This window comes from Aestuariivirga sp., from assembly GCF_037139295.1.
Lineage (GTDB): Bacteria > Pseudomonadota > Alphaproteobacteria > Rhizobiales > Aestuariivirgaceae > Aestuariivirga.
This window is the reverse complement of the sequence record NZ_JBAXGR010000091.1, coordinates 1-11804: the sequence shown is the minus strand read 5'-3', so window position 1 is coordinate 11804 and position 11804 is coordinate 1. Positions and strand designations below refer to the sequence as shown.

General features: G+C 53.4%; 12 protein-coding genes. 2 read left to right on the top strand and 10 right to left on the bottom strand.

Annotation, left to right across the window (positions count from 1 at the left end; genetic code table 11):
* Positions 1-193: 193 nt before the first annotated feature.
* From WCJ41_RS17150 to WCJ41_RS17110, 9 genes are all read right to left on the bottom strand, one after another.
* Positions 194-964: a glucose 1-dehydrogenase gene (locus WCJ41_RS17150; protein ID WP_336907056.1), complete on the bottom strand. Its 771-nt coding sequence runs from the start codon at positions 962-964 to the stop codon at positions 194-196.
* Positions 939-2576, bottom strand: a complete 1638-nt coding sequence (locus WCJ41_RS17145) for a GMC family oxidoreductase N-terminal domain-containing protein (RefSeq protein ID WP_336907055.1) — start codon at positions 2574-2576, stop codon at positions 939-941. Before WCJ41_RS17145 ends, WCJ41_RS17150 begins: the two co-directional genes overlap by 26 nt.
* A 5-nt stretch (positions 2577-2581) precedes the next feature.
* Complete coding sequence (locus WCJ41_RS17140) at positions 2582-3325, bottom strand: aldolase/citrate lyase family protein (RefSeq protein WP_336907054.1); 744 nt, start codon at positions 3323-3325, stop codon at positions 2582-2584.
* 2 nt (positions 3326-3327) lie between these two features.
* Complete coding sequence (locus WCJ41_RS17135) at positions 3328-4119, bottom strand: SDR family oxidoreductase (protein WP_336907053.1); 792 nt, start codon at positions 4117-4119, stop codon at positions 3328-3330.
* Complete coding sequence (locus WCJ41_RS17130; protein ID WP_336907052.1) at positions 4116-5288, bottom strand: mandelate racemase/muconate lactonizing enzyme family protein; 1173 nt, start codon at positions 5286-5288, stop codon at positions 4116-4118. Before WCJ41_RS17130 ends, WCJ41_RS17135 begins: the two co-directional genes overlap by 4 nt.
* A gap of 17 nt (positions 5289-5305) precedes the next feature.
* On the bottom strand, positions 5306-6352 hold the full coding sequence (locus tag WCJ41_RS17125; RefSeq protein ID WP_336907051.1) for an ABC transporter ATP-binding protein: 1047 nt from the start codon (positions 6350-6352) through the stop codon (positions 5306-5308).
* A 65-nt stretch (positions 6353-6417) separates the two neighbouring features.
* Positions 6418-7494 carry a spermidine/putrescine ABC transporter substrate-binding protein gene (locus tag WCJ41_RS17120; protein ID WP_336907050.1) on the bottom strand — a complete coding sequence of 359 codons (1077 nt, stop codon included), beginning with the start codon at positions 7492-7494 and terminating at the stop codon, positions 6418-6420.
* Positions 7495-7524: 30 nt separating this feature from the next.
* The gene (locus WCJ41_RS17115) at positions 7525-8274 is read right to left on the bottom strand and encodes an ABC transporter permease (protein ID WP_336907049.1); all 750 of its coding nucleotides are present in this window, start codon (positions 8272-8274) and stop codon (positions 7525-7527) included.
* 41 nt (positions 8275-8315) lie between these two features.
* Positions 8316-9098 (bottom strand): ABC transporter permease, encoded by a 783-nt coding sequence (locus tag WCJ41_RS17110; protein WP_336907048.1) that lies wholly within the window; start codon positions 9096-9098, stop codon positions 8316-8318.
* Between WCJ41_RS17110 and WCJ41_RS17105 the strand changes: the two genes are divergently transcribed.
* Both WCJ41_RS17105 and WCJ41_RS17100 read left to right on the top strand, forming a co-directional pair.
* Positions 9088-10176 carry a LysR family transcriptional regulator gene (locus WCJ41_RS17105; RefSeq protein ID WP_336907047.1) on the top strand — a complete coding sequence of 363 codons (1089 nt, stop codon included), beginning with the start codon at positions 9088-9090 and terminating at the stop codon, positions 10174-10176. The two genes, WCJ41_RS17110 and WCJ41_RS17105, sit on opposite strands and share 11 nt — an antisense overlap.
* A 31-nt stretch (positions 10177-10207) precedes the next feature.
* Positions 10208-10933: an aldolase/citrate lyase family protein gene (locus WCJ41_RS17100; RefSeq protein ID WP_336907046.1), complete on the top strand. Its 726-nt coding sequence runs from the start codon at positions 10208-10210 to the stop codon at positions 10931-10933.
* Positions 10934-10948: 15 nt separating this feature from the next.
* Here the strand turns inward: WCJ41_RS17100 and WCJ41_RS17095 are convergent.
* Positions 10949-11804, bottom strand: an 856-nt coding sequence (locus tag WCJ41_RS17095) for an amidase family protein (RefSeq protein WP_336907045.1), incomplete at its 5' end; no start/stop codon positions are given.

Below are 11804 nucleotides of genomic sequence, written 5' to 3'. Positions count from 1 at the left end.
CTGCGGTGTCTGAGCTTACAGAAGTGGCTCGGTTCGTTTGAACAGTCAGCGGGGGACACCTCCGGTCTTCTCCGGGAAGCGGAAACCCGCTTCGTGCTGGGGAGCAGGAGTGTCCACGGTCCGGCCCACTGGAAGGCGGTGCTTGTCGTAGATATCTAAATCCAGCTGCGTTGCGTCCAACTAATCACAATAGTCAAGCGACTGACCAGCCACCGTCAACGAGCATTATCGTTCCGGTAATCAATGATGCGGCCGGCGAGGCCAGAAATACAACAGCACCAGTCACGTCATGCGGATCGCCAATACGACCAAGAGGGATATGCTCTATGGCTCGACGGTGGAACTCCGCGGTTTCCAGTGATGTCCGCGTCGCATCGGTCCAGATGAAAGTTGGCGCTATCCCATTCACTCGAATGCCGAAGCGTGCCCATTCGTTGGCAAGACAGCGCGTAAGATGATTGATTGCTGCTTTGCTGGTGCAATATATCGACTCGCCGGGAAGAACGTTGGAGCCAGCCTGAGAGCTCAGGTTGATGATGCTACCCTTTTTTTGCCCAATCATGATTCGACCAATGGCTTGGCTCGCAAAAAACGTACCCTTGACATTGACATCCATGGTCAGATCAAAATCCGCCTCTGTAACGTCTTCGGCCGGATTCTCTGGGCCGAGGCCAGCATTGTTCACAAGGACATCTATCCGACCGAAATGACGCTTCACTTCAACTGCGGCCGCGGATATCTCTGTCAACTCGAGGAGGTTCATTTGAACAGCAAATGCGCGCCGCCCCATTGATTGGATCTCAGCGACCAGCGAATCTGCGGTTGATCTCTCACGCAGACCCAGTGCGATATCGGCTCCGGCATTAGCGCAGGCTAGGGCGGTTGCTCTACCGATACCGCGGGCGGCGCCTGTCACCAACACGACTTGATCCGTAAGATCAAATCGCGGGTACTGCTCGGCCATTGGATACTCCTTCCATGCTGCGTTTCAATAAAAGATCGGCACCTTTTTCGCCGATCATAATGGTTGGTGCATTGATATTACCGCTCACAAGATGCGGCATGATCGAGGCATCTACGACGCTTAGTCCATTTACGCCTCGGACTTTCAGCTCAGGGTCGACCACAGCTGATTGATCCACCCCCATCTTGCAGGTACCACAGGGGTGGAAAATTGTTATGCTCTCTCTCCGAAGATATTGGGCCCAATCCTCGCGTGACTTGGTAGATGGGCCTGGGGCGAGTTCCCTTCGAACATGTTGAGCCAATGGCGCCGCGGAGAATATCTCCCGAATTATTTCACACCCTCTTGTGAGCACCTCTATATCGCGCTCGTCGTCGAGGAGTCGCGGCTCTATTCGTGGAGCCGCACGAAAATCGTTGGATCTCAGTTCGAGCCAACCTCGGCTAAATGGCCGGTTTACATTGGGTATTCCGGTAACGGCCGGTTCCTTTAGAATAATCAAAGCGTCCGGTGTCAGTTTGTAGCCTACAGGCGTAAAATGTAGCTGGAGATCCGGGACTTCCTTGTCCGGTGCGGAACGCACGAAGGCCATTGCTAGTGCACCCGGCGTGGTTCCGGGCCCGCGCCCGAACATGAGCCAGTTTAACCCATGCCGTCCTTGTCGTATTAGCCCTTGTTCAGAATTATAAGTGGGCTGGTCTACCAAATAGTTCAGGTAAGCTCCTACGTGATCCTGCAGATTCCGACCTACACCTGGCAGCGTGTGCACAATGTCGATGCCGTGCTGTCTCAGCTCATTGCCAGGACCGATGCCAGAGAGCAGCAGTAGTTGCGGCGAGGCAATGGCACCGGCGCATAACGCGATCTCTTGACGCGCTCTAGCAGAATGCCGCGTCCCATCCGGCATAGCGTATTCAACGGTTGTAGCTCGGCGGTCCTCGAAACCAACGCGCGCAACTGTGGCGCGCGTTCGGATGGAGAGGTTGGGTCGACGTTTGGCCGGCCGCAGGTAGGCATCTGCGGCGCTGTGCCGCCATCCACGATATTGTGTCGCCTGAATTGGACCTATGCCCTCGAGTGTGGCGCCAGCAAAGTCCGGATTGTATGGCATTCCCAGCGTTTGGCCTGCGGCGATGAAAAGATCAGCCAGCGGATGCATGGTTCGCACATTAGAGACCCTCAACGGTCCCTCGTCACCGCGATAATGATTGGAGCCGTTTTCGTTGGTCTCACTGCGACGAAAATATGGCAAAACATCTTCATATGACCAGCCAAAATTCCCGAGTTTGACCCAACTGTCGTAGTCGCTGGCTTGGCCACGCATATAGACCATAGCATTGATCGAACTGCTCCCGCCCAGTACCTTGCCGCGGGGCCAAAGATCCGGCCTGTTCCCGCGGCTAGGATCTGGTTCGGTCATGTAGCGCCAATCGTACTTAGGATTCCCAATGCCATATAAATCGGTTGCGGCCGGCATCTTTAGAATTGGTGACCAATCTCTACCGCCGGCCTCCAACAGTAAGACGGTAAATTTCGATGACTCGGTCAGGCGATTTGCCAGAACGCAGCCAGCCGACCCGGCACCGACAACGATGAAGTCGAAGACCTCCATTAGAATCAGCGTCCCTCAAGATTGCGCAGATTTGCTTCCAACCCGTCTCGGAGAGACGTTCGATCATCGGTGATGGCCATGAAAGCTATATCCAACCCGCAAGCAAAATCTCGGTCGTCCCGGCTGGCGATCGGCATCGCCCAAGGCTTCTTACGCGCGGCCGCAGCCTTGGCAATTCGGGCAATGTCGTCATGGTCCCGGCCGTCAGCCTTGTATTCGCCTCGTCCCCGGGCCAATGAAAGATCGTTTGGACCGATAAAGAGGCCATCCACCGTTTCCAAAGCCGCTATTTTTTCAACCTGGGCCAGCGCTGTGGCGGTTTCAATCATGGCCCAACAGGAAACCCGCCGATTTTCGGCCTCTACAAAGTGCGGGGGTGCCGGCAGATAGCTTACAGTCTTGCCTCCTCCAAATCCCCGTCCGCCTAAAGGTGGGTACTTAGCAAAACTCGTGGTATGTTTTGCATGCTCAAGATCCTTGATCTGCGGCAAGATCACACCGTCGCTGCCGAAGTCCAATGCATGCTGGATAGGCACGCGTTCAGCACTCTCAACACGCGTAAATGCCCGGAGCCGCAACGCTCTACAAATGGTAACTGTGCGTGCAGCGCTGTCCTGATTAAAAGTACCGTGCTCCATATCGATGATCGCCGTGCCATAACCGAGTAATGATGCGATTTCGCAGGCATCCTCATTCGGGGTCATCAGCCAGAATGCCATGTCGGGCTGTTGACCGGTCAGTCGAATCATCGTCACGCATCACCCCCGAACGGCCCTGCCATCGCACCACCGTCGACCGGATAGACGCCGCCTGTGAGATATGCGGCAGCCGGAGAGCACAAAAACATGACGAGGGCTCCAATATCTTCGGTTGTGGCAAACCGTCCCATGGGGATTCCGGCGCGCCAAAGATCAATCTCATTTTTCTTTGCGGTCTTCTGGAACATTTCGGTTTCAACCACGTGGGGGAGAACGGCGTTGACTCGAATGCCATCGCGAGCGTGATCCAGAGCCAACACCTTCATGAGGCCGATTACCGCAAATTTAGTAGCGCTGTAAACCGCTCTCCGTTCGAAGCCAACGATTCCAGCGGTCGATGAAATTTGAATGATCGATCCACCACCAGAATGCTCACGCGCATGAGCGGCGAATCTCTTTGAGAGAAAGATGACGCTCTTAAGGTTCAGCTCAATCAAAGCTTGGGTCGTTTCTTCGGTTATTTCCTGCGTTGTAGCAGCTGATGACCGCCCCGCATTGTTAACAAGAAAATCAATCTTGTTGCTGATCCGAAGTGCATTGTCGAATACTGTATCAGCGACCCCAGGTGTTGACAGATCGCCCTCGAGTATTGCGACTCCGCCTTTTGCCGAGCCAAGGTCCTTTGCCATGCTTCTCAGCCCGGCAGAGTTCATATCCTGAAGCAGAACAGTTGCACCAAGTTTTGCAAAGCAACGGGCTATACCGGCACCGATACCACTCGCGGATCCGGTAACAAGCGCCGTCTTTCCTTCAAACAAGCAATCGTTGAATGTTTCAAGAATCATGGTTGCACTTGCCACTTTCTAAGTTTCTCTTCGTCGATATCGAGACCCAGGCCCGGCCCATCGAATGGCGTCACTAACCCCGAATCTAAGGCGAAGAGCGGACTTTTCAGGATATCGGACCGCCATGGCGACGGATCTATATCGCATTCGAAAAAGTCCGTATTTGGTAACGCATAAAGGAGACTGAGACAGGCCGCCAAGCTGACAGCGGTGCTATAGTTCTTGCAGCTGAATAGAAGATGTTTCATCTGGGCATAGGCTGCGATCTTGCGTGCCTCAGTAATTCCGCCAACTTGAATAACATCTGGTTGGACGATTTGAATAGCTCCTGCGTCCATAAGAGCAGCAAAATTAAATTTGCTCGTCTCCGTCTCAAATCCAGCTATTGGTATGCGCGTGTGGCGTGCCAACTCTGCGCACCCCACAATATTCTCAGGTTGAGTCGGCTCCTCGAACCAGCGCACTTCGAGCGCTTCGAAAGCGTCCGCATAGCGCATTGCCATTTTGTGGTCTAACGATGTTGTCGCATCACACATCAGGTCTAGATCCGGACCCAGCGCCTGCCTTGCAGTATTCACTCTAGCAATATCCTCGTCGAAGCTCACCCTCAGCGGTGTTTCATGGAGTGTTCGCGCGTGTACCGAATTGACGATGTTGCCAACCTTCATCTTAAAGCCGAGATACCCTTCTTCACGCACTTTGCCGATGTCATTGGCCAGATCAGCATTAGAGTAACCGCGGCGATAGTATCCAGATGAGGCATAGGCCCGCAGTGGGCGGCCGTAGCCACCGAGCAATCGCCAGACCGGCTGGCGCATAGATCGGCCCAAAATATCCCACAGCGCAATATCTATGCCTGACAGGCAGGCAAGAAGAATACCTTTACGTCCATGATAATAGGTCTGCTGATAGACCCGCTCCCATATGAATTCGGGCTGCCTCGGGTCGAGACCAACAATCAGTGGTGCAATCTCCTTTTCGATGACGGCCACACTTGTCGCCCAGGGACCACCCCACATTGCGGCCTCGCCCCAGCCAAATAGCCCAGGTTCGTCGGTGTGGACCTTCACCAAGAGTGCCTCCCGGTCCTGGTACTCACCCCGCGCATAGGTCAAGGCATAAGGCATTCGGTAATGTAGGCAGAAAGTCTCGACACCGGTGATCTTCATGAGGGTCTTCTCAAATATTAGCGGGACAGAACGACCAGGCGCGTCGGGTCAAACACCACGTCAACGGATTCACCCTCTCCGAAGGCATGCCGGCTATCGGAACGCACCGTAAGATCGTGACCACTAATGGTCACAACCGTGTACTCGATTAGATTGCCGAGGAATCGAGAGCGCCGGATGTTGACACGCGCACTTGGGCCGCAGGCTGGACTCTTTGCAAGCGGCAAGATCCGAATATCTTCTGGCCGGATCGCAATAGCAACCGCAGAACCTCCGCGCTGGATTGGAATACTTATCCCCGCATCAGCGACAAAGAGCACCGGGTCATCCGGGCTTCGCTGGCCCACAAGGACATTAGCACCGCCAATGAAATCAGCGACAAATCGCGTCGTTGGTGCACGATAGATCTCCTGCGGGCTACCCATCTGCTCGATCACACCCGCGTTCATCACCGCAACTACATCGGAAAGGACCAGCGCTTCACTTTGATCATGAGTTACAAAAACGGTGGTTATCCCAAGTTCTCGAACGATACGGTGAATTTCATCTCGCATCTCTTCACGAAGCTTCAAATCGAGTGCCGACAAAGGCTCATCCAGCAACAACAAATCTGGCTCTATCACTAGGGCGCGGGCAAGTGCAATGCGCTGTTGCTGCCCGCCCGACAGCAGTTTCGGCATGCGAGGCTCGAACCCACTCATCCGGACGATATCCAAGACCCTCTTTACGCGGCGCTCGCGGTCAGCTCGATTTACGTGACGCGTCTCAAGGCCAAACGCCACATTCTCCGCCGCTGAAAGATGCGGAAAAAGAGCATAGGACTGGAAAACCATGCCGATATTGCGGTGCCGCGCCGCTATGTTCGTGATATCTCGTCCGCCTATCAAGATTTGCCCCTCTGTTGGCAGTTCGAAACCGGCAATCATTCTGAGTGTAGTCGTCTTACCGCAACCTGAGGGTCCTAGTAGACTCAAGACATTGCCGGTCTTCAATTCAAAGGAAATACCCTTGACGGCGTCGAATGAACCGAAGGTCTTTCGGAGAGAATGAACTTCCAGGGCCATGTATTCATACCAAGTTTGGAGTGTGACTGGGCCGACTTGAAGAATGTCAGCCCAGTCACCGTCAGTTAGTGAGCGGCTGCCGCCTTTGCACGTTCCCACACTTCGATCGCTCGTTTATCGAAGTCCGCACCGAGGTTGTATTGAAACTGGATCTTGTCCATGTTCTTTACTAGCTCATCGATCCCCATATCAGCCTTTGTCTTGGCGTCCAAAATGTCGATTGCTTTGGCATTCGCCGGAGCATATCCGAGTTGCTTTGGAAGTTGCGCTTGCACTTCCGGGCTCAGCATATAGTTCACAAAAGCATATGCTGCTGCTTCATGGGGCGCTTGGGCGATAATACAGGGTCCGTCGTACCAAGCAGTCATGCCCTCTGTCGGATAAGCGAGCGCAATTTTGAGACCTTTCGCGATGGCTTGGCGATAGCTTCCGTCATCGGAATCACCAATCCAGATCTCGCCATTTGCAAGAAGTTGTGCCATCTCATCATTGTGAGCATAGATTGTCCTGACTTCCTTGGTGTTCTCAGTCAGTTTGGTTTCGACTGCTTTCCATTGATCGTCAGTCAGCGGGCCGTAGGTGTAGCCGAGGCTCAAAGCCGTGCGCCAGATTTGTTCATTGGACTTATCGATCTTACCAATTCTATCCTTGTATTTTGCGGAATAAACATCCGCCCAAGATGTAATTGGTCCTCCCGTTTTAGCTGGATCGTAAGCAATCAGACCATTGAGCCCGAACGAGTAAGTGGCGCAATAGTATTTACCGTCCGCTTTAGCCTTCTTCAATTTTGGAAACACGTCAGCGAAGGATGGAACTCTGGCAATGTCGAGTGCGGCCAGCATGTTTTGTTTAAGAGCGACATCCTCGAAACCAGCGCCTAGGAATACTATGTCATGGGTTCCGAGTCCGGCCGCCCGGATTTTGTTCATTGCCTCCTGTTCGTCTCCGTAATAGTCGATATTGACTTTGACACCATACTTCTTTTCGAAGCCTGGAATTGCAAAGTCGATGTAGTTTCCCCAACTCAGAACGTTGATTTCGCCTCCGATAGTATCATCGGCTTGGGCAGTAGTTAGTGCGCCGACCGCGTTAAGTCCGATGGTCGCCGAGATTGCACAAAAAAGTAACGAGCGTCGAATCATGGTTTCCTCCCTGTTTTCCGTACTTCTGTTTCAAGTTTTGTTGCGAGACCAAGTTAGACGAATGGTAGCGACCGTCAGCAAGCAAGTCGCCGCAAGGATCAGCGTCGAAACGGCATTTATTTCTGGTGTAATTCCCACTTTGACGATGGAATAGATTCTAATCGGTAGAGTCGTAGTGCCAGCAGAGGTCAAGAAGAAGCTGACGACGAATTCGCCGATTGAGACCGTGAATCCGAACAGCAACGCGCCAACCAAGCCCGGCATAATATTGGGAAGGGTTACGCTCCAAAGGACCCGCGGTTCGCTGGCGCCGAGGCCCCGGGCAGCATCTTCTAGCGTTCTATCAAATCGCGCAAGGTTAGAAACAATGATGAACGTACAGTATGGCAGGGCAAGCAAGGTGTGCCCAAGTAGCAGAGCCGTAAAGCCGGTCTTAAAGCCGGCATATCGTGCGAACATCAGCAACGAGACTCCTAGCACGATCCCAGGCGCAACCATGGGCAAAGTCATGAGCGCTAAAAATAGGCGGCGGCCGGGGAATCGGTAACGCACCACAGAGAGCGCCGCCATCAGCCCGATCAGAGTGGCAATACAGGCAGATAGTGCGCCAAGCCGAATGCTGGTCCAGAGCGAGCTCAGGGTGCGTGTATTCTCCAGCAGGGCGCCATACCATTTAAGACTATAGTGCTCGATTGGTAGTGCTGTGATTGCAGCTTCGTTGAAGCTTGTCAGGACAACCAGCGCAATTGGTAGATAAACCAATGCATAAACGATAATCACGAAGCTCGCGAAGAGCCATCTGATTGAGACAGAGCTCCTCTTCATTGCTCGGCCAGCAAGCTGCGACTGACGTCGGCAAATCGCGACAACAGGAATAAAGATCCGAATATCGCCAGCAGCAGAACTACCGACAACGCGGAGCCTAGCGGCCAATTATAACCTTGAAAGGCCGTCGCGATAAGGTTTCCGTACATCGTCCCTTGCAGACCCCCCAGAAGATTTGGAACCAGATACTCGCCAAGGGCTGGTATGAAGGTAATGATGCAGCCAGCGACAATGCCAGGCATGATAAGCGGCAGAATGACCTTGAATAGTCGACGGAACACACCGGCGCCTAAATTCTCTGCCGCCTCGAGGATTGAATCGTCGAGCTTCTCTATGGCAGCGTAGATCGGCACAAAAGTGTATGGCAGGTAGATGTTGACCAGTCCTATCACCACGGCAGGCTTGGTAAACAGAATTTGGATAGGGCTTTCCGTCACCCCGGCCACAGCTAGGCTCCAATTGAGCAATCCCTCCTCGCCTAGCACGAGGCTCATCGAATATGTCCGAATGAGCAGGCTAACCCAGCCAGGCAGGATGAGCCCGACGATGAACAACACCCTCCAGCGTGCACTGACCGACCGCGATATGAACCACGCCAACGGCAACGCGAGGATTACGCAAAAAATAGTGGTCAGCAAAGCCATGATCACTGAGCTCAACAGCGTCATGAGATAAATCGGGTTCTCAAAGACCTTAGCGTACTGATCGAGATTGCCGTTCTGGATAAGCTGGTAATTGTCGTCGACCGACCAGAAGCTGTAGGCGACCATGAGCGCCATCGGGAGAACAAACAGCAAAACAAGTGTCAGCAGTGGCGGAAGCAAGAATAACGCCAAACCCAGTCGTGCTGTGGTTCTCGAACTGAGCACCAATTTCCCCTGTCACTTCCCTCTTCTTGGGCGTTTCCTGCAATTTTTAGATCAAGATAGCGATAGACGCGCCTATGGCAAATTGATAATGATGTCTCTGCTCATAAGAGATGATTATAAGATGATGGGGGCTTTCAACGGCGATCTCGACATCGATCTCCTCCGCGCATTCCTGTTCGTGCAGCAAACGGGCGGATTCTCCCAGGCTGCGGCACTCCTGAATAGGACCCAACCGGCAATCAGCTTGCAGATCAAGCGGCTGGAAGCCCGGGTCGGCAACCCCGTCTTTGAGCGTTCGCGCAGCGGGACCGTGAGCCTAACGGCAACCGGAATTACCCTATCAAGCTATGCACATCAAATCCTTGCAATGCACGATGAGGCCGTTTCCAGGCTTGCCGCACCCAGTATACGAAGCCGTGTACGAATTGGAATTCTGGAAGAGCTTGGCCATTCACGTTTACCAATCGTATTGCGTTCGTTCTTGAAAGTCTTCCCAAGCACCAGCCCGCAAGTCCAAGTCAGCCTCAGCAACCAGCTGGTCAATGATTTGATGTTGGGGCGCCTCGATATGGCGGTGGTAGCGGGTCAGCCTGACTTCATGCAGGGGGTGTCGCTGTGGTTAGAGCCCCTTGTGTGGGTAGGATCCAGCGCGGTGCCGGTACCGCTGAAGCCGCCATTGCCCCTTGTACTCCTGCCCGATCCCTGCTTCTACCGCCGCGCCGCGGCAGAGGCGCTGGCAGGAATCGGAATGCACTGGACTCAAGCTTGCCTCAGCAGCACCATGGCGGGGGTGCGCGCGACCGTCATCGCCGGCCTCGGAATAACGATAATGGGGCAATCTGAGGTAACCGAAGGATTGCGTATCATCGGTAGCGAGTTGTCGCTCCCGCAGCTACCTCCGGCTGCCATCATGATCTACTATCGGAGCAAAGATCTGGATGAAGCAGCCCAGTCATTGTCAAAACATGTAAGACGAAGTCTGAACTAAATTCTAACTGACAGCGAAAAGATCAAACGAGATGGAAACTAGACCCGCATTCTGGTTAGAAAGCGACAACCAAAAAGCCTGCGAAATTGCCAAAATTGTCGGCTACCTAGTTGTTGTTTTCGACATGGAACATGGCACGTTGGACGAACACGCGCTTGATCGGCTAGTCCCATTTTGCAATGGAATTGGCCTCGAGACATACGTGCGGGTCAGCGAATCGACACAGCCCCGCATCCAGATGTCGCTCGATATCGGCGCGAACGGCGTCATTCTTCCGCAGATACGTGATCTTGCCCATGCGCGCAATGCCGCCGCGTATTCTAAATACCCTCTGCGGGGCACCCGTGGTCTCGGCTACAGCCGCACGCAATTGTATGGTGCCGCCACTAATGAATTCATTGCGATGGAGAACCAGATACGCCGGTGCTACGTGATGATTGAAACTGCAGAAGCATTCGAAGATGCTCTGGAGATCGCACGACTCGACTGCGTCGATGGATTATTCATCGGACCTGCCGACCTATCTCTAGCGCGCGGGCGAGGTGTGTTTGCAGCTCGATCGGACGATATCTCGGATATGACTCGCATCGCACAGATCGCCAAAGATGCCGGCAAGCTCTGGGCGGTCGCTGCGGGCAATGCTGCCTATCGAAAAGCGGTCCTCCCCCTTGGTCCAACCTTCGCGACGAGCGCTGACGATCTCAGTGCACTACTTACTGGCTTTCGCCACATGTTGGATCGGCACGACGCAGTTTGACTTACTGAACAAGCTTCAAAACGCTGGATCGCCCCCACGGGTGAGTTTTGGCCTGAACTCTTCTGATCCGTACCAATAGCCGCGTGCCTTCTCAAAGGCGACACCTGCGCGGTAAACGCTGAGGTCATCAAAAGTCCGGCCAACTATCTGAATTCCGGTCGGGATGCCGCTGCTAGAAAACCCAGATGGAACGCTCAACACCGGACAGTTACGGAGAATATTGAATTGATGTGTCATCGAATACCCAAATTCAGGGTCGACATTCTTGCCATTAATGTAGAAGTCATCAGAAAACATCTGATGATCAGCAGCAACTGCCGGAACAGTCATTGTAGGGCAAATAAAAATGTCATGTTCTTCAAGAATAGGACCAAACGTCGCGTACATCCGATTTGCCACGTCGAACATTGAAATCACTCCAGCGCTATCCGCGCCCTCTCGAATAATAGCAGCAACCCGCAGCATATCTTTCGATAGTAGATCTGGATGGTCCGCTGCATGACATACCAGACCTTGACCTACATGCAGCGCGTTGAACCAATACCCGAATGCGTTATCGACTTCGTCGGTCCAGCCAAGTTTTACCTCGTGTACGTCACAACCTAGTTGCCTAAATATGTCTAAGGCATTGAGTGTACTTCTCTTGACGTCCGGGTCGACCTGCCGATATCCGAGATCCATTGAATATGCGACGCGAAACCCGCGGATATCTTCCGGGTCCGGCGGCAGGTGGACAATTTGACGAAGTGAGTCGTGATCCAAAGCATGTGGTCCCGATATGACGTTCTGCACTAAGCCAATGTCCGACACCGTTCGGGTCAATGGCCCGCAGTGATTGAAAAGGTCCAGGTTCCATGGTGTGCCATCTGGA

Bases quoted from the DNA above. Each gene is read 5' to 3' on its own strand.
- WCJ41_RS17150 (WP_336907056.1), bottom strand. From the start codon at position 964: ATGGCCGAGCAGTACCCGCGATTTGATCTTACGGATCAAGTCGTGTTG.
- WCJ41_RS17145 (WP_336907055.1), bottom strand. From the start codon at position 2,576: ATGGAGGTCTTCGACTTCATCGTTGTCGGTGCCGGGTCGGCTGGCTGC.
- WCJ41_RS17140 (WP_336907054.1), bottom strand. From the start codon at position 3,325: ATGATTCGACTGACCGGTCAACAGCCCGACATGGCATTCTGGCTGATG.
- WCJ41_RS17135 (WP_336907053.1), bottom strand. From the start codon at position 4,119: ATGATTCTTGAAACATTCAACGATTGCTTGTTTGAAGGAAAGACGGCG.
- WCJ41_RS17130 (WP_336907052.1), bottom strand. From the start codon at position 5,288: ATGAAGATCACCGGTGTCGAGACTTTCTGCCTACATTACCGAATGCCT.
- WCJ41_RS17125 (WP_336907051.1), bottom strand. From the start codon at position 6,352: ATGGCCCTGGAAGTTCATTCTCTCCGAAAGACCTTCGGTTCATTCGAC.
- WCJ41_RS17120 (WP_336907050.1), bottom strand. From the start codon at position 7,494: ATGATTCGACGCTCGTTACTTTTTTGTGCAATCTCGGCGACCATCGGA.
- WCJ41_RS17105 (WP_336907047.1), top strand. From the start codon at position 9,088: ATGAGCGCCATCGGGAGAACAAACAGCAAAACAAGTGTCAGCAGTGGC.
- WCJ41_RS17110 (WP_336907048.1), bottom strand. From the start codon at position 9,098: ATGGCGCTCATGGTCGCCTACAGCTTCTGGTCGGTCGACGACAATTAC.
- WCJ41_RS17100 (WP_336907046.1), top strand. From the start codon at position 10,208: ATGGAAACTAGACCCGCATTCTGGTTAGAAAGCGACAACCAAAAAGCC.